Source organism: Labrys sp. E2SS-1L, from assembly GCF_057073705.1.
Map to the genome: position 1 here is coordinate 2,963,415 of NZ_CP172712.1, position 18,069 is coordinate 2,981,483.

13 protein-coding genes are annotated in these 18,069 nt (G+C 60.2%); 11 read left to right on the plus strand and 2 right to left on the minus strand.

Features of this window, described 5'->3' with window-relative positions:
- Nucleotides 1-69 precede the first annotated feature (69 nt).
- Both ACIGJE_RS13620 and ACIGJE_RS13625 read left to right on the plus strand, forming a co-directional pair.
- Nucleotides 70-933, plus strand: coding sequence for a carbohydrate ABC transporter permease (locus ACIGJE_RS13620; RefSeq protein ID WP_311934412.1), 864 nt, complete (start codon nt 70-72; stop codon nt 931-933).
- Nucleotides 930-1,760 (plus strand): carbohydrate ABC transporter permease, encoded by an 831-nt coding sequence (locus ACIGJE_RS13625; protein WP_483677694.1) that lies wholly within the window; start codon nt 930-932, stop codon nt 1,758-1,760. Before ACIGJE_RS13620 ends, ACIGJE_RS13625 begins: the two co-directional genes overlap by 4 nt.
- On the opposite strand, the gene ACIGJE_RS13630 is transcribed toward ACIGJE_RS13625, so the two are convergent.
- Complete coding sequence (locus tag ACIGJE_RS13630) at nt 1,757-2,635, minus strand: MurR/RpiR family transcriptional regulator (RefSeq protein WP_311934414.1); 879 nt, start codon at nt 2,633-2,635, stop codon at nt 1,757-1,759. The genes ACIGJE_RS13625 and ACIGJE_RS13630 overlap by 4 nt on opposite strands.
- Nucleotides 2,636-2,754: 119 nt before the next feature.
- On the opposite strand from ACIGJE_RS13630, the gene ACIGJE_RS13635 reads away from it, so the two are divergent.
- From ACIGJE_RS13635 to ACIGJE_RS13675, 9 genes are all read left to right on the plus strand, one after another.
- Nucleotides 2,755-3,558: an N-formylglutamate amidohydrolase gene (locus tag ACIGJE_RS13635; RefSeq protein WP_483677696.1), complete on the plus strand. Its 804-nt coding sequence runs from the start codon at nt 2,755-2,757 to the stop codon at nt 3,556-3,558.
- 113 nt (nt 3,559-3,671) lie between these two features.
- Nucleotides 3,672-5,264 carry an amino acid permease gene (locus ACIGJE_RS13640; RefSeq protein WP_483677698.1) on the plus strand — a complete coding sequence of 531 codons (1,593 nt, stop codon included), beginning with the start codon at nt 3,672-3,674 and terminating at the stop codon, nt 5,262-5,264.
- 98 nt (nt 5,265-5,362) lie between these two features.
- The gene (locus ACIGJE_RS13645) at nt 5,363-6,736 is read left to right on the plus strand and encodes a glutamine synthetase family protein (protein WP_311934417.1); all 1,374 of its coding nucleotides are present in this window, start codon (nt 5,363-5,365) and stop codon (nt 6,734-6,736) included.
- 172 nt (nt 6,737-6,908) lie between these two features.
- On the plus strand, nt 6,909-8,294 hold the full coding sequence (locus ACIGJE_RS13650; RefSeq protein WP_415086641.1) for an aldehyde dehydrogenase family protein: 1,386 nt from the start codon (nt 6,909-6,911) through the stop codon (nt 8,292-8,294).
- Between the two features lie 81 nt (nt 8,295-8,375).
- Nucleotides 8,376-9,542: an iron-containing alcohol dehydrogenase gene (locus ACIGJE_RS13655; protein ID WP_367625725.1), complete on the plus strand. Its 1,167-nt coding sequence runs from the start codon at nt 8,376-8,378 to the stop codon at nt 9,540-9,542.
- A 196-nt stretch (nt 9,543-9,738) separates the two neighbouring features.
- The gene (locus ACIGJE_RS13660) at nt 9,739-10,572 is read left to right on the plus strand and encodes a phosphotransferase (protein ID WP_483677701.1); all 834 of its coding nucleotides are present in this window, start codon (nt 9,739-9,741) and stop codon (nt 10,570-10,572) included.
- Between the two features lie 324 nt (nt 10,573-10,896).
- Entirely contained in the window at nt 10,897-11,667 is a 771-nt protein-coding gene (locus ACIGJE_RS13665; RefSeq protein ID WP_415086645.1) for a hypothetical protein, read from the plus strand.
- 681 nt (nt 11,668-12,348) lie between these two features.
- Complete coding sequence (locus tag ACIGJE_RS13670) at nt 12,349-13,641, plus strand: porin (protein WP_415086647.1); 1,293 nt, start codon at nt 12,349-12,351, stop codon at nt 13,639-13,641.
- 980 nt (nt 13,642-14,621) lie between these two features.
- Nucleotides 14,622-15,977 (plus strand): porin, encoded by a 1,356-nt coding sequence (locus tag ACIGJE_RS13675; RefSeq protein WP_311934423.1) that lies wholly within the window; start codon nt 14,622-14,624, stop codon nt 15,975-15,977.
- A gap of 257 nt (nt 15,978-16,234) precedes the next feature.
- On the opposite strand, the gene ACIGJE_RS13680 is transcribed toward ACIGJE_RS13675, so the two are convergent.
- Complete coding sequence (locus ACIGJE_RS13680) at nt 16,235-17,914, minus strand: ATP-grasp domain-containing protein (RefSeq protein ID WP_415086649.1); 1,680 nt, start codon at nt 17,912-17,914, stop codon at nt 16,235-16,237.
- Nucleotides 17,915-18,069 lie beyond the last annotated feature (155 nt).

Below are 18,069 nucleotides of genomic sequence, written 5' to 3' on the forward strand. Positions count from 1 at the left end.
GTGTGCACCTATGTGGCGGGCTTTTGTCGATATTCTCGAGACTTGCTATCATCTGCCGGAGACAGCCTGATGGCGCTCGCCAAGAGCAAGACACCCTATCTGCTCATCGCTCCGATCACCGGATTCCTGATCTTTCTGGTGGCGCTGCCGCTATGCATCGACATCATCTATGCGCTCTCGAAAGTGACCTTCGAGACCTTGCGCAGCCCGAGCCTGCAGGGCTTTGGCAATTTCCTCACGGTGCTCCAGGACGGTGCATTCTGGAAGGCCATGGGCTTTTCCCTGAAATTTGCCCTGGCCGCCTCGATTGCCCAGATCCTGCTCGGCCTGTTCCTCGCTATCTTTCTCAGCCCGCTCTTGGCCAAGCGCCCCTGGCTGATGGCCGTCCTGATGCTGCCGATGATGTTGGCCCCGGCCCTGGTCGGCCTGATGTATCGCCTGGTGCTGCAGGAATTCGTCGGCGTGATCCCCTATTATTTCCTGTTGTTCACCGGTGACAGCCCGGCTTTCCTCAGCCCGGACAATGCCTTCGCCACGCTGGTGACCATCGAGGTGCTGCAGTGGACGCCCTTTGCCCTGCTGATCCTCTATTCGGCCTATCAGGCAATCCCCATCGAGATCAGGGAGGCGGCGGCCATCGACGGTGCGGGCTATTTCCGACGGCTGCGCTGGATCGATCTGCCCTATATGGCGCCGACCATCGCCATCACCTTCTTCTTCCGCTTCATCGACAGCTTCCGGGTCTTCGACAATGTCTATGTCCTCACCGGCAGCGGGTCCGGCGGCAGCACCACCACTATCAGCATCTACATCTACGAAGCCTTCTTCCGTGGCAGCAATATCGGGGTTGCCGTGGCAGCATCCCTGATCCTGCTGATCATGTCCTACGTCGTGGTGGCGGGATTGATGAAGCTGGCGGAGCGCCGCGCATGACACGGTTTCTCACCCTGCTGCGCTGGATCGTCTTTCTTCTCGCGGCCTTCGCGCTGAACTTTCCGCTGATCGCCACCCTGGTCGCGGCCTTCAAGAGCGAAGCGGAGATTGCCGAGAATCCGTCCTTGCTGATCGAGGCACCGACCTTGGCGAATTTCACCAAGGTGTTCGAGATATCCGATCGCTTCGATATCGCGCACTATCTGCTCAACAGCCTGATTGCCGCCTCACTGGGCTCGCTTTTTGCGATTCTGCTCAGTTTTCCGGCAGCCTATGCCATCGTACGCCATGGCATCGGCCAGCGCTGGCTGCTGCCCGGCGTGACCAATCTGCGCGCCATTCCGCTGATCATCTTCTCCATCCCGATCTATCTGATCTATCAGCGCCTGGCCTTGCTCGACACCCGCTTCGGGCTCGCCCTGATCCTGTGTCTCGTCAATTTGCCTTTGGTGCTGGTGCTGGTCGCCAATGCCGTCAGGGACCTGCCGATCGAGATCGAGGAAGCCGCGCTGGTCGATGGTGCCAGCACCTTCTATGTGCTGTGGCGAGTGGTGCTGCCCTTGACCGCCCCGGCCATCGCCTCCTCGCTGATCCTCGCCTTCATCTATGCCTGGAACGAATTCCTGTTCGGCCTGATGCTGACGACGCAGAGCGCCGTACCGATCACCGTCGGGGCTTCGTTCTTCTTCGCCGCGAGCGGTGGCGGGGTGCAATGGGGCACGGCGGCGGCGGTAATGATCCTCTCCGTGCTGCCGCCCTTGCTGCTCAGCCTGCTGGCCTATCGCTATATCGGACGCTCGCTGACGGCCGGTGCGGTCAAGGGCTAAACCGGGCGCTGGCTGTTCTTGCGCAGGATCTCCAGGGCTTCCATGCGAGCCTTGGAGAGGTCCCACAGCGTCTTGGTGGCGGCGGCCATCAGGGCCTCGATGATCGCCAGGATCGCCGCGTTCGAGTCCCAGTTCGACGGCACCCCCGTGCGCGCCGAAATGACATGGCGGGCAAAACGGGCGATCGGCGACAGCCACTGATCGGTGAACAGGATGATGGTGGCGCCGCGTTCGGTGGCCTCCTGGGCCAGCAGGATGACATCGTCCTGGTAGCGCCGGATATCGAAGACGATCAGCACGTCGCGCTTGCCGAAATCGATGACCTGATCGCGCCAGGTCGCCGCCTGTCCCTCCACCAGCGTGACGTCGGGACGGATGACCCTGAGATGGCGCACGGTATAGAGCGCGACGGCCTCGGTGAGGCGGCCGCCGACGACATGCAGCCGGCGCTTGGTGTCGGTGATGATCGCAAGAATCGCATCGAACTCGGTCGGCGCCATCGCCTCGAAGCTGTGGGTGATGTTGGCGACCACTGCGGCGGCGAAGGCGGAGAGTGGAGATGCGTTGGCCTGCTCCGGCGCCTGCTTCATCAGCGGCGACTGCAACTGCGCTTCGAGCTCGTCCTTGAGATGACGCTGGAAATCGGCATAGGCGCCGAAGCCGAGCCGCGCGATGAAACGCAGGATCGAGGGCGCGGAGATGCCGGCGCGCGAGGCAAATTGCGCAACGGTTTCAAGGCCTGCGAACGGATAGTTCGACAAGAGGACATGGGCGGCGCGGCGCTCCGTGGGGGTCAGCGAGCCGAGCTTGCCGCGGATGGTCGTCGCCAAGGTCTCATCGCTTGCCGTGGCCGCCGCGTCTGGGCTTTTGGTCATCAGGCGACTCCCTCTGGAAAAGCGAGAGTGGAAGGTGGACACAATTTTCACAATTGACAAGTCGGCTACGGCTGTACTCAAAATAACACTCAATACAAAAACAAGCTCGGACGTAATGAATGTTAGAATCGCTCGCCGAGAGAGCCGCCGGAGGGACATCGGAAGGGGAAACCCAGCCCGAAACCGCTATCCTGGACAATGGTCGGGGTAGGGGAGCCTATGTCCTCGTCTGCGAGCACGCCTCCAACTTCGTTCCTGCGCGTTATGGCAAGCTCGGCCTGTCCGACGCCGACCTGCAACGCCATATCGCCTGGGATCCCGGTGCCCTCGGGGTTGCCCGTGCGATGGCACGCGAACTCGATGCGCCGCTGGTCTCCTGCGCCGTCAGTCGCCTCGTGATCGACTGCAACCGCGATCCTTCGGTCTTCGATGCCATTGCCCTGAAGAGCGAGGACACGATCATTCCCGGCAATGTGGATCTCAGCGAGGTCGAGCGCGCGCGGCGGGTGCATGAGGTTTATGAACCCTTCCATGCCGGGGTTGCCGCCGCGGTGGTGGCCAAGCGGCTGGACGGACCGGCCGCCGTCATCGGTATTCACAGCTTCACGCCGGTCTATAACGGCACCCAGCGCCCCTGGCATGTCGGCATTCTCTTCGATCGCGACGAGAGCCTGTCGGGACCGATGATTACAGCTCTGCGCGAGGACCCGGATCTCGTGGTCGGGGTCAACGAGCCCTACAGCCCGGGGGATCGCGTCTATCACACGCTCGATCGCCATGGCCAAAGCCAGGGCCTTCCCAGCGTGATGATCGAAATCCGCAACGATCTCCTGGCGACGCCGAAACAGCAGGAAGAATGGGGCATGAAACTTGCTACCATCTTGAAGCAGATCGGCCTGCCGGGGGACGATTCGCCAAAATGAGAGAGCCGGAGCGCCGGCCGGAAACGACAGCAGTGTGAAAGGCAATATCCATCGGTCCAATGGCTATCGGTCCAATGTCGACCGATCCTGGACCATAAGTCGGGGGACTTTCTATGAGTGGATCGACTGACGAGGACGTCAAAGTCCTCCATTCCATGGGGTACGCGCAGGAATTGGCGCGCCGCATGGGCGGCTTTTCGAATTTTGCGATTTCCTTTTCCATCATCTGCATCCTGGCGGGCGGCATCACCTCGTTTCCGCTGGCAATGGGGACCGGCTCCGGCTTCGAGGCGACGATCGGCTGGGTCATCGGCGGTGTCTTCGCCCTTGTTGTCGCGGCCTGTCTCGGGCAGATCGGTTCGGCCTATCCCACGGCGGGCGGCCTCTATCACTGGTCCTCGATTCTCGGCGGTCGTGGCTGGGGCTGGGCAACGGCGTGGATCAACCTTCTCGGTCTGATCTTCGTGGTCGCATCGGTCAATGTCGGCGTCTGGCTGCTGTTCAGGGACCTGGTGCTTTCGGGCGTCTTCCATGTCGACGTAACGGCTTGGACCGCTGTCACCACCGACCCGCTGCCGTCGGGCATGACGGCCGAACAGGCAACGGCAATCAACAGTTCTGCCTATACCGCGCAGGTCGTTGCGGTTAGCCTGATCACGCTGACCCAGGCCTTGATCAATCATTTCGGCATCAAGCTCACCACGCTGCTGACCGACTTCTCGGGCTATCTCATCCTGGTGATTGCCGTGGTGCTGACCCTGACTTTCCTGGGTTGGGGCGCCGGTTGGGACTTTTCGCGTCTCACCACCTTCGTGAACAATACGGGTGATCCGGGCGGCAATTACGTGCCCGAGGCACGGCCTGCCTTCATCGCCTTCCTGGTCGGCCTGCTCTACCCGCTCTACACCATCACCGGCTTCGATGCCTCGGCGCACACCTCCGAGGAAACCCAGAATGCCCGCGTGGCCGTGCCCAGAGGCATGATCCATTCGGTGTTCTGGTCGCTGGTGTTCGGCTTTGCGATGGCGGTGTCCTTCGTGCTGGCCAGCCCGGACCTGGCCCAGACCGCCAAGGACGGCGGCGCCGGCTGGTTCAACCTGTTCAACAACCTGCCCGCGCCGGGCCTGCTCAAGGACATCCTGGCCATCGGCATCGTGCTGGCCAATTTCATCTGTGCCCTGGCCGGCCTGACCTCGACCTCGCGCATGATCTATGCCTTTGCCCGTGACGGCGGCCTGCCGGCTTCCGGCATCTGGAAGGGCGTGAGCCCGACCTGGCGCACCCCGGTGGCGGCGATCTGGCTCGGAGCGGTGCTCTCGGTCGCCGCGACGCTCTATTCGCCGGCCTTCGCGGCGCTTGCAGCGGGCTGCGCGCTGTTCCTCTATGTCTCCTATGCCATGCCGATCGCTGCCGGCCTGTTGGCGGAGGGCAAGACCTGGACCGAGTTCGGACCCTTCCGCCTCGGCATCTGGTCCAAACCTCTCGGCGCGATCGCCGTGCTCGGCGTGCTCGTCCTGATGTATGCCGGCATCCAGCCGCCCTTCGATATCCTGATCAACTATGCCATCGGCCTGCTGGTGTTGCTGCTGGTGTTGTGGTTCGGCATCGAGGCGCGCCGGTTCAAGGGCCCGCCGATCGGCGGTGACATCGCCAGGCGCGCCAGCGAGATCGCCGAGGCCGAGAAGGCGGTCGGCCAGAGCACCTAAACACGACGACAGCCGGCCCTGGTCGCAGCCGGGGCCGGCCAATCCAGTGCACCGAACCATCCACCAAGAATAATCTAGAGAGACGGAACTAGCGGATCATGGCGAACCCAGCGAGACCAACCAATGCGGCCGAGGCGATCGCCTATGTGCGCGAGCACGGATTTTCCGATGTGAAAGTCGGTGTCTTCGACATAGACGGCGTCTTCCGCGGCAAATACATGGCTCGCGAGAAGTTCGAGAGTGCTCTCGAAAAGGGCTTCGGCTTCTGCAACGTGGTGCTCGGCTGGGATTCCAACGACCAGCTCTATGACAACACCTCGTTCGCCGGTTGGCACAATGGCTATCGCGATGCCGAGGCCCGCTTCCTGCCCGAGACCATGCGCGTCATCCCGCTGGAAGACGGCATGCCGCTCTTCATCGGCGAATTTGCGGGTGAGGCCGAGAGCTATTGTCCGCGCGGCACGCTGCGCCGGGTGCTCAAGCGTGCCGCCGACATGGGCTACAAGGTCTCGGCCGCCGCGGAGTTCGAGTTCTTCGTCTTCGACGAGACCCCGCACAGCGTGCGCGAGAAGCGCTTCCGCAATCTGAACAACATCACGCCTGGCTTTTTCGGCTACTCCATGCTGCGCGCCGGCGTGCATGCCGATTTCTACCAGGATCTCCTGCAGATGTGCCGGGAGATGGACATGGAGATCGAGGGGCTGCACACCGAGACCGGCCCCGGTGTGCTCGAGGCAGCGCTCAAGGTCGATGAGGCCCTGGCCATGGCCGACAAGGCCGCCCTGTTCAAGACCTATACCAAGATCCTGGCGCAGAAGCGCGGCTGGATGGCGACCTTCATGGCCAAGTGGTCGCATGATTGGCCGGGCCAATCGGGGCATCTGCACGCCTCGCTCTCCCATCTGAAGACGGGCAAAGGGGCATTCTACGATCCCTCCAAGCCGCATGCGATGTCGGACGAGATGCGCTGGTTCGTTGGTGGCCAGCAGGCGCTGATGCCCGAATTGCTGGCGATGATCGCCTGCACGGTGAATTCCTACACCCGGCTGATCCCGGGCTTCTGGGCCCCGACCGATGCAAGCTGGGGCGTGGAGAACCGCACCTGCGCCCTGCGCGTCATTCCCGGCTCCGAAAAGTCCCAGCGGGTCGAGTATCGCGTGGCCGCTGCCGACATCAATCCCTACATCGCGCTGGCGGCGGCGATCGGATCGGGCCTGTGGGGCATCGAGAACCGTATCGAGCCCGACGCGCCCGTGCAGGGCTCGGCCTATGACAAGAAATTCCCGAAGGCGAGGCAGCTGCCGCGCTCGCTGTGGGACGCGGCGCAGCGCCTCAAGGCTTCCAAGGCGGCGCGGTCCTTGTTCGGCGATGCCTTCGTCGAGCACTATGCCGCCACCCGCGAATGGGAGGAGCGTGAATTCCGCCGGACGATTTCGGATTGGCAGCTGGAACGCTATTTCGAAATCATCTAGATGTGATCACAAAGACAGGTCATCCCGGACGCATTGCAGCATGAAATGATGCGATGCAGATCCGGGACCGCCCGTCAGTTATGTCTCATTCGGCTGGCGGTCCCGGATCTGCGAAGCGACTCTTCGCGCCGCATCGCGTCCGGGACGACCAGCATTTTCGAGGTTCTCAATCATGTCCGACATCGTCTGTATCTCTCCCATCGACGGCAAGGAGCTGGTGCGTCGCCCGGCCGCCAGTGCCGCCGAGATCGACGCGGCGCTGGCCGCGGCCCGCAAGGCCCAGAAGGAATGGCGCCGGCTCTCCATCGAGGAGCGTAGCGCCTATGTCCTGAAGTTCCTCGACGCCATGCTGGCGATGAACCAGGAAGTCGTGCCCGAACTCGCCCAGCAGATGGGCCGGCCGGTACGCTATGGCGGCGAATTCCGCGGCTTCGAGGAGCGCGTGCGCTACATGGTGCGCATTGCCAAGGACAGCCTGGCTCCCACCATCCCCGACGATGACCGCCCCGGCTTCAAGCGCATGATCAAGCGCGAGCCGCTCGGCCTGGTCTTCGTGGTGGCGCCCTGGAACTACCCCTTCATGACCGCGGTCAACACGGTCGCCCCGGCGCTGATCGCCGGCAACGCCGTGATCCTCAAGCATGCGGCGCAGACCATCCTGGTGGGAGAGCGCTTCCAGAAGGCGATGGACGCGGCAGGCCTGCCCAAGGGGGTTTTCCAGAACCTGGTGCTCACCCATGAGCAGACCAGCGACATCCTGGCCAAGGGGCTGGTCGACCACACCAACTTCACCGGTTCCGTCGCAGGCGGCCGCGCCATCGAGAAGGCCGCTGCCGGCACCTTCATGACGCTGGCACTCGAACTCGGCGGCAAAGACCCAGCCTATGTGCGCGCCGACGCCAATGTCGAGCATGCGATCGAAAACCTGGTGGACGGTGCCTTCTTCAATTCGGGCCAGTGCTGCTGCGGCATCGAGCGCATCTATGTGCATGAGAGCCATTACGATCGCTTCGTCGACGGCTTCACCAGTCTCACCAGCCAATATGTGCTCGGCAACCCGCTCGAGGAGGGGACGACGCTCGGCCCGATGGCCAATGTCCGCTTCGCCGACTGGGTGCGCAAGCAGACGGCCGAGGCCCTTGCCAAGGGCGCCAAGGCCCATATCGATACGTCGAAGTTTGCGGCCAACGCCACCGGCACGGCCTATCTCGCCCCGCAGGTTCTCACCAATGTCGACCATTCGATGTCGGTGATGATGGAAGAGAGCTTCGGTCCCGTCGTCGGCATCATGAAGGTGAAGTCCGACGAAGAGGCCGTCGCCCTGATGAATGACTCGCCCTATGGCCTCACGGCGGCGATCTGGACCCAGGACCTCGACGCGGCCGAGCGTATCGGTGGCGAGATCGAGACGGGCACCATCTTCATGAACCGTTGCGATTATCTCGACCCCGGCCTGACCTGGACCGGCGTGAAGGATACCGGCCGCGGCACAGGCCTGTCGCGGCTCGGCTATGACTCGCTGACCCAACCCAAGAGCTATCACTTGCGCAACCTGTGATCGGAGGGCGGGTCTTCAGACCCGCCTTCATCTCGCCAATGGCGGCTCTGAAGACCCGCCCCCATTTTCTGGACCCTGCCCATGACCACCACGTCTCCCCGCGCCAATTGGAGCTACCCCACCGCCATCCGTTTCGGCGCCGGCCGCATCTCGGAACTGGCGGAAGCCTGCAAGAGCGCCGGCATCACCGCGCCGCTGCTGGTGACCGATCCCTTCCTCGCCACCCAGAAGATGACCAAGGACGCGCTGGAGAGTCTGAGGGCGGCCGGGCTGCATGCCGCCATCTTTTCGGACGTGAAGCCGAATCCGGTCGAATCGAACGTCTATGCGGGCCTGGAAGTGCTGCGCAAGGGCGGGCATGACGGCGTCGTCGCATTCGGTGGGGGCTCCGGTCTCGATGCCGGCAAGGTCATCGCCTTCATGGCCGGCCAGAAGCGGCCGATGTGGGACTTCGAGGATATCGGCGACTGGTGGACCCGGGCCGATCCCAGCGGCATCGTGCCGATCGTCGCCGTGCCGACCACGGCCGGCACCGGTTCGGAAGTCGGCCGGGCAGGGGTGATCACCCAGGAGAAGACCCACACCAAGAAGGTGATCTTCCACCCCCTGATGATGCCCAAGGTGGTGATCTGCGATCCCGAGCTCACGGTGGGCATGCCCAAGCACATCACCGCCGGTACGGGTCTCGATGCGCTGGCCCATTGCCTGGAAGCCTATTGCTCGCCCTTCTATCATCCGATGGCCGAGGGCATGGCGGTGGAGGGCGTGCGCCTGGTCAAGGAGTTCCTCCCGCGTGCCTATAAGGACGGCACGGATCTCGAAGCCCGTGCCCACATGATGTCGGCGGCGGCGATCGGCGCCACCGCTTTCCAGAAGGGGCTCGGGGCCATCCACGCGCTCTCCCATCCGGTTGGCGCGCTTTACGACACCCATCACGGCCTGACCAATGCGGTGTTCATGCCCTATGTCATCGCCTTCAACAAAAAGGCGGTGAAGGAGAAGATCGAGCGCCTCGCCGCCTATATCGGGCTGAAGCCGCGCTATTCGGCCTTCCTCGACTGGACGCTGGCGCTGCGCGAGGAACTCGGCGTGCCGCATACCCTCGCCGGCCTCAAGGTCGACGACCAGAAATTCGACCTGATGTCGAAGATGGCTCCGAAGGATCCGACCGCCGGCGGCAATCCCGTCACGCTCACCAAGGCCGGTGCCCTCAAGCTCTATCGCAAGACGCTGGAAGGGGCTATCTAGCCTGATCTGATGGTGCTCGGCCGGGGCGGCGACAACTTCCCGCCTTAGCGACGAAGCGCTGGCAATCGTGCAGCAAAGCGCGTCATTCGCATGCGCTTTGCCTTTGGCGTGACGGGATAGCCGATCCCGAGGCGCTATGTTTGAAACTGTCATGCCGAGCAAGCCCGATCATTACGACCGCCTCGCAGCCTTGCCCTTGTGGGACGGTGCCATCGTTGTCGAGCCGATTGCGGGCGGGCTGACCAATCGAAATCTTTTGGTTACTGCACGGCACGGTCGCTTCGTGGCTCGCATTGCCGGCGACAATCCGGCGCACGATATCGATCGCGCGGCCGAGCAAGCTGCCACGCGCGCCGCGGCGGCATGCGGGCTCGGACCCGATCTGGTCTGGGCGGAACCCGGGCTGATGATTCTGCGCCATATCGAAGGGCGCATGCTCGACAGTGCGAATCTCCGCGACCGGGCAAAGCTCCGACAAGTTCTGGCGTTGCTGAACAGGATTCGACGCACCTTGCCGGAGCACTATCGGGGACCCTTACGCGATAGGTACCCGCTCGCCATCCTGGATGGTTACCTCCGCAGGCTGTCTGCCGAACCCAATCGTTGGCAGCAAGTCATCGATCGCTACCGGCCGTTGCTCGACAAGCTGGCGGCGCAGCTTGCCGGCATGCCTGCCGGCTTTGCCCATAACGATGTGCATGGCGATAACATCATCGACGATGGCCAACGCCTTTGGCTGGTCGATTGGGAATATGCCGGGCAGGGCCAGTCCCTGGTCGATCTCGCCAGCTTCTTCAACAATGCCGGCCTGGATGGCGGGATGGCTCCTATCTGCCTTGCCGATTGGCTAGGGCGTCCGCCGACGGCAGAAGAGATGCAGGGCTTCATGGCCATGCGTCTGGCGGCGGCTATGCGTGACCTGTTCTGGGGCTATGCTCAGGACGGCCTGGTGGCAAGTCGGCCGGGCAAACTCGACGGCTATATCGCCATCAACGAAAATCGGGTGCGCGTTGCTGCCGCAGGCCTTTGATCGTCCGCAGGCCTGCCCCTGACAGGGGGCTTTCGACGTCTTCCAAGCAAGTCGATAGTTCTGCTCTTGCCGTTTTCTTCATTCGTAAGAAGGTCGCGGGGGTGGTGTCAATTTACCGCTTCACTATTAAGTGATGTCCGCGTGAGATCAATGTTTTAGCGTTGTACGATGAAGTTTATTTCGCTATCTCTTTGTAAATATATTTGATTCTTTGTGTTTAGATATCGGGGATAGAGCAGTTTATATAATTCAACTTTTGGTTGAGGTGCTGAATTGTTCAAAATTTCGAAGTTATTTTAGAGTTATATTGTAGACGGTGTTGCGATGAAAAAGCCAAGTATTCTTATCGCCTGTGTCTGTGGAAACCGTTTTGTCGACATCGATGCCGTGCGCTCTTTCCTCAGCATCGCCCTGGACTTGAAGGAACGGAAGGTCGAGGTCGACTTTCTCGGGCAGTCTGGCATTCCACATCTGGAGCATGCGCGGAATGCGGTCGTCAGCTATTTTCTCGAAGGCCGCAGCGACTATCTTCTTTGTCTGGATTCGGACATGGAGATATTGCCCAAGACGATCGGACGCTTGCTCCAGTTCAGCCAACTCCACGACAAGCCGTTCACGGCCGCGCCCTATGTGTCGAAGGGCTACGACAATGAGAAGACCAGCAGGGTTTTCGCCCGCGACCTTGAAGATTTTCACGCTGCCGCGTCGCGCTGGAACGTCATGTTCGAGGATCCGCAGGCGCTGACGGGGCAGGGGCGGCTGGAGGTGCGCAACGGCTTTGCGCGCGCCATACGTGTCGGGGCCGGCGCCATGTTGTGCCGCCGCGACATGTTGGAGACGATGGTCGCCCGTTGTCGGGATCAAGGCTATTCCTATCATAATGTGCCGTTCCGCCTGTTTCCGTTGTTCAACATCCCGGTGGTGAACGGCGAGGCGATCGGCGAGGACTATGCCTTTTGCGATCGATGGCGCGCGTGCGGCGGCGAGCTTTGGGTCGATACCACGGCGACCATCCGGCACAATGGCCATCATTCCTATCGGGGCAATCTGGCCGAGACGCTCGACCTGCGCAGACGTGCTTTGCCCCAGGTCTAGCTCAACTCCCAAATAGACACACTCTCGCCGTTGGTTCGATTCTCGGTCATGGGCGCTGCAGCTCGACTGGCTTGGGCTCCATGCTCTCGGAGTTCTGGGTCGAAGGTCGGTTGGTTTTTCTGAGTTCTTTATCGAGGCGGGTTCGTCATCGGTCGATCCGCCGATTCGTCCAGGTGGAGCGCCGGGATGGGCAAAGGGCATCCAGCGCCCTGCCGGCCATGCTTACAATCCTTCAGCAGCGCTTTTCCCGATCAGATGCACGTAAAAGGTGCGTTATGAATTTTTCATAACTTTAAGTATATATATTATTCATTATAGCAACCAAACTTATACGTGCAATAAATCTGGTTTAATTTTGGCCAATTCAAGAACGATTTCGTTTCTAATGTGGGTTGATTGGGTGAAAATATTGCAACCTTAAATTGATATTTTGGCGCCTAGACTCTCAATTTCGGAAAAAGTTGTGTCTTTTGGGTGACATGTCTTGGGCAAAACGATGTGAATACCTTGGCTCGGGTCGTTTTCGCGTTGTGGAAAGGTGGCACCTGCCGCACTGTCACTGTCAACGATTCACGCAATGGGTCGTCTCCGGGCCGCCGCCAGAGGTTGGGGCCGGGGTCTCGCGAGCCGGTCGGAGAGGTCAAGTTTCCGACCGAGTAAAAATGTCTTGGAGGTCATCTCATGACGATGAAGTCAGTTCTTCTCGGCGCAGCCGCCGGTATCGCCGCCATCGGCGCTGCCCAGGCCGCCGATCTGCCCATGACCAAGGGCGAAGCCGTTGAATATGTGAAGGTCTGCTCGGCCTTCGGCGAAGGCTTTTTCTATATCCCCGGTACCGACACCTGCCTGAAGATCGGTGGTGAAATCCGCGCCAAGTATTATGCTTTCGGCGGCACCGGTTACAACCGCAACGACAACCGTTCGGCTTTCGACACCCAGGCCCGCGTCTGGTTCGATGCCCGCACCGAGACCGACTGGGGTCTGCTGCGTTCCTACTTCCAGATCAATGCTGACTCCAACAGGCTGGTGGGCCGTGGCGGTGGTGACGGCCGGCGTAACGATTTCACCATCGACAAGGCCTTTATCCAGTTCGGTGGTTTGACGGCTGGTTACGCGCATTCGTTCTTCGGCTTCTACGACAACGAATATGGCGATACCCTTGAGGGTAACTACTACGCCCAGACCAAGACCGTTAACCTGCTCGCCTATACCGCCCAGTTCGGCGGCGGGTTCAGCGCCACGCTGTCGATCGAAGACGGTCGTGACCATCGCGTCGAGGGAACTCGCGATCCTGTCCCGGTTGGAAATCCAGCTGTTCTTTACGGCTACCGTGAAGGTGGCCAGCAGGTTCCTGACGTGGTCGCCCAGCTGCGTTGGGATCAGTCTTGGGGATCGCTCGCTGTTCAGGCAGCAGGTCATCAGTCTCGTTCGGGGACCGATTATAGCATCGACACGAATGATGATGGTATTGCCGATACGAACGTTGTTGTTCGCCGCAGCAACAAGTATGGCTACGCCGTCGGTGCCACCGGCTTGATCAAGATCCCCGCGATCGATGGCTGGTTCGTTGTGGAAGGCCAGTATGCTGATGGTGCCCTTGACTATCTCGGCGCTGGCAACACCTTCGTGGCCCAGTCTGATCGCTTCGTGAACGCCGCGGGCCGAGTCGATGCCGGTAAGGGCTGGTCGATCACGGGTGAACTGGGCGGACACATCACGCCGCAGTTGCAGGCCGTTCTGGTCGGCAGCTATATCGACACCACGTTCGACAGGTTCTCCGATCTGGGTGACTATGGCATCAAGGAGTTCACCATTAGCGGCAACCTGACCTACACGGTCGTTAAGGGTCTGAAGGTCGCCGGTGAAGTTGGCTATACACACGGTAAGGTCGATCACGGTGCGATTGATACCCTGCCGGGTCGTGACAGCTATAACAATTGGCTGGCAGGCATGCGCATTACGCGCCAGTTCTGATCATTCAGTTCAAATATTCGAGGAAAGGCCCGGCGAAAGCCGGGCCTTTCTTTTTTGAGCGAGACACTTAGATCGCCTTGCGGGTTTGAGGCATCGATCGATCCTCTTTTGCAATGACCGACATATGTTAGTTGCCCCCTGTCACCTGTCATAGGCATGGGCTGACCAGTTGCGGACCGCTTAGGCATAGGCTCAGGCACAGGTGACCGTCAGAGGTGCTGGGACGATACTGCCTATTGTCTATTCGGGACGATGATGTCGTAGGTCCCGTCGCCGGTCTTGCAATGTGAGCCGAGTGCCACTTTGCGATCACGCCAGGCCGGTGTGCCCATTCCAATCTTCACCGCCAATGCCAATGGGTAACAGGCCCCGGCATAGCCTGCACCTGAGCGGCTGAGCGGCACGGGCGACCCCAGTCCCAAAACGGACCCGTTCAGCGAATGGGGCGTTCGCAATGGCCGATTCCTTCGAACGAGTTGCGCCTGAATCACGCCTCAAGCCATCGTGCGAAGGTAGGCAATTCGACGGCGATGATTCCATGTCGATGTCTCCCGAAGGGAGAAAATCGATCGGAATTGCCGCTCCGAACAGGTGCAAAGCGATTTTGTTGCCCTCGAACTTCCGGAAGCGCCGCCGGCGGACAACTGGCTGTCGACCCTGGCCTCTTGCATTGAAATTGTGTCGTCCGGGCATGAAGACAGCCAGGAAAGCCCGGATTTTCGCTGAAATCGTACCCAATTGTGGCGAAAATGCTGCGTGTGTCCTTTTTGCTACACAGCTTTGCCAAAATGTTACGACCCTAGGTTGTTGGGTGTAATCGCTATTGTACAACCAGAGGCAGTGAAGCAATGTCATGACAACGATTCACTCGATGGGTCGTGTCCGGATTGCAAGTTTAACGTGTGATCGGGGTCTCGCGAGTCGATCGGAGCACCAAGCGGCGCTTTCGATCAAATAATAACTGTCTTGGAGGTCATCTAATGACGATGAAGTCCCTTCTCCTCGGCGCCGCTGCTGGTATTGCCGCCATCGGCACTGCCCAGGCTGCTGATCTGCCCATGACCAAGGGCGAAGCTGTTGAATATGTGAAGGTCTGCTCGGCTTTCGGTCCCGGCTTCTTCTACATTCCGGGCAGCGACACCTGCCTCAAGATCGGCGGCGAAATCCGCGCCGACTACCGCGTCTTCGGTGGTGATCGCCCGGCTCTCCTGGGTGCGAGCCGCGATTTCGATCGCAACGACAATCGCTCGGCCTTCAACACCCAGGCTCGTATCTGGTTTGATGCCCGCACCGAGACCGAATGGGGTCTGCTGCGCTCCTACTTCCAGATCAACGCTGACTCGCATCCGATCAGCTCTGGTGGCCGCAACAGCACCTATAACGGCAACACCTTCTCGATCGACAAGGCCTTCATCCAGTTTGGTGGCCTGACGGCTGGTTATGCCCACTCGTTCTTCGGCTTCTACGACAATGACTACGGCAGCACGATCTGGGCGCCCTATTACGCCGAGAGCAACACCGTCAACCTGATCGCCTACACCGCCCAGTTCGGTGGTGGCTTCCAGGCTACCCTGTCGATCGAAGATGGCCGTGACCATCGCGCCGACTCGAGCAACTACCGCACGATCGACGGCAACCTGGTTGGTTATACCTCGGGCGGCCAGCAATATCCTGACGTCGTCGCTCAGCTGCGCTGGGATCAGTCCTGGGGCGCAATCGCGGTGCAGGGCGCTCTTCATCAGGCGCGTTCGGGTGAGAACTTCTTCGTCGACACCGATGATGACCCGACGACCGATCCCGAAGAGGTCACTGTCCGTCACACCAACAAGCTCGGTTACGCCATCGGCGCCACTGGCTTGATCAAGCTGCCCTTCATCGACGGTGGCCACTTCGTCGTGGAAGGTCAGTATGCCAACGGCGCTACCGATTATCTCGGCGCCGGCAACAGCATCCTGGGCTCGCGCGATCGCTTCCTCAACACCTCCGGCCGGTTCTCCAGCGGCAAGGGTTGGTCGATCGTGGCGGAACTCGGCGGCAACATCACGCCGGTTCTCAACGCGAACTTGGTCGGCAGCTACATCGACACCAAGTATGACCGCTTCCTGGCTACGGACGCAGGGGCTGTTGCTGACTACGGTATCAAGGAATTCACGATCGCAGGTAACCTCACCTACACCATCGTGAAGGGTCTGACGATCGGCGCCGAAGTCTCCTACACCCGCGTTCAGCAGGACAATGGTATTGCGATTGTTGACGACGAGGACACCGTCACCGGCTTCCGCGACGACAAGGCTAATGTCTGGCAGGCTGGTGTCCGCCTGAAGCGCGTGTTCTGATCGTTTTCGATCTCGCACAAAAAAAGGCCCAGCTGCGTAAGCAGCTGGGTTTTTTATTTGCTACTGCCGAAATATGTGGGTTGCATTGAGATAGCGGGAATGACGCGATATCGCCCGCATGGTTCAAATTTTTTTGAATTCAAGCCAAAGAATAGAATGCATTTATCCCAGAATACACGCCCGCATTAATTGTTCCTAGGCATTGTGGGTGGCGTGCCCTGGCGCACGGCTTGCTCATGCAAAGAAGATTATTCATTTCATAGTCTGTGCTGCAGGAAAAATTCTGCCATGTGATGCAAGAGTTTTTTCTCACTCCCTGGCGGATATTCAAGTCCGGTAGGTGAGGTCGAAAGCAGGTTCATTGTCGCATTGATCTCAAAGATCAGCAGATTACCATCTTCTGTGAGATCAAAATCCATTCCAAAAATCTCAAGCGGCATCGAGTCTGCAATCGTTCGAAGCTGGTCGTAGATATTACTGCCCAGTTCTCGTTCCGGATCGAGGACGATACGATTGGCAATCTCCAACAGATGCGGGTTCTCATGATAGAAAGCCTGCTGGCCCGGAGTTCGACGGGCTCGCACGTTCCAATGGTCGCTATAGTCGGCACGGACGATGACGGGTTGCTTGTTGACGAAAGCCGTACGCAATGCGCGGAACCTGCCGTCAGCATGGTGGGTCTGGACATAGGTGATTGCGTAAAACTGTAGGCCGTCTAGCTTATCGAGGGCTTTACGAAGCTCCTGTCTATCGCCGATGCGCCAGGTACCCACGCCCATCTGCTGGAAGACGGTACGAATGATGAGAGGGTAACCAAAGCGGTTCTCGATATCCTCGATCAGAGCGGGCCTCTGCTCCCTGTCGCTTTGATAACGGTGGACTTTCGGGAAAACGATGCCGGGGATATTGGCGAAGCGCTCCGAATTCTTCTGGCGTGTCGCCTGCACGGCAAGCTTGGGATGATTGATCACCTTGATGCCAAGGCTGTCCTCCAGAGCGCTGACGCGCTGCAGCGTGTCCTCTACCATCAATTGTTCGGCATTGACGACATTGTTCAGTGCCAGAGCCGGGCGTGGCATGCCACGCAATGCATTGGCGGCAGTCGGGGAGTCCGCCAGGATGGACATGAAGCGGAAACGATCGGCGAAGACCTGTGCCAGTTGCGAAGGGAAGTTGCCACTATAATGGTGATCATAGGGCTCCCGGAAATCGGCGATGAATTCGGGCGAGCGGTTGAATACGGCAAGCACGAATTGCTGGGAGGGGGCGGCTTCGGCGAGCAGGATGGGCATGCTGGCAACGAAGCGCTGACTGCTTTGGCCGCAGGCGGTACGATCATTACGCTCATGGGCAAGTGCGGCGCGAACCGCATGCAGGTTGGGTAACTCTTCTCCTGGACCGAAATCCCGGTCCAGCGCGACGAAGGCTTCATCATTGCGGCCGGCATCGTGCAGCATCTCGGCGATCAGCAGTGCAAATTCGACGTCCTCTCCCATCGTGGACAGGAGGGGGAATCCAGTCGCGAGAGCCCGGTTGGCAAGGCCGATATCTTTGAGGGCGCTGACAAGGCTGACGATGGTACCGTGCTCGACGGCGTCCGGAACGCGCCCTGAGGGCCAGGTGCATGGTGAATAGGTCTCGGCAGCTGCCTTTGCTTCTTCCTGTCGGGCAGATTCGATCAGAAGACCCAGGAGATTATTGAGGTTGCGGTAGGCGAGGGGAACAGACCTCCGATCCAGCAGGCTGAGGCGGAGCAACCGTTCGGCCTCATCGAGATGCCCGACCTGTTCGTTGGCGACGCCGAGGAGACCAAGAATATCTGCACTGTCGGGTTGGTGGGTGAGAAGCGCCGTGTATGCTGCAATTGCCTGTTCGATCTGCCCGTTACGGTGCAAGGCAAGGGCCTTGTCTCGATCAGTATGGGACGGAGCGGACATTGAGCGCCTCAAGCTGAGAAACAGATGACGGCTACCCTAAAGGGCAAAATGGTGGGGCGGAACTACCCCAAAGCTCAACAATCGAAGAAGGGCTCTGATGTCACGCCTCTCTAACGCGCTTAAGGCAGAATCGCCTTGACGTTGCGGCGTGCTCT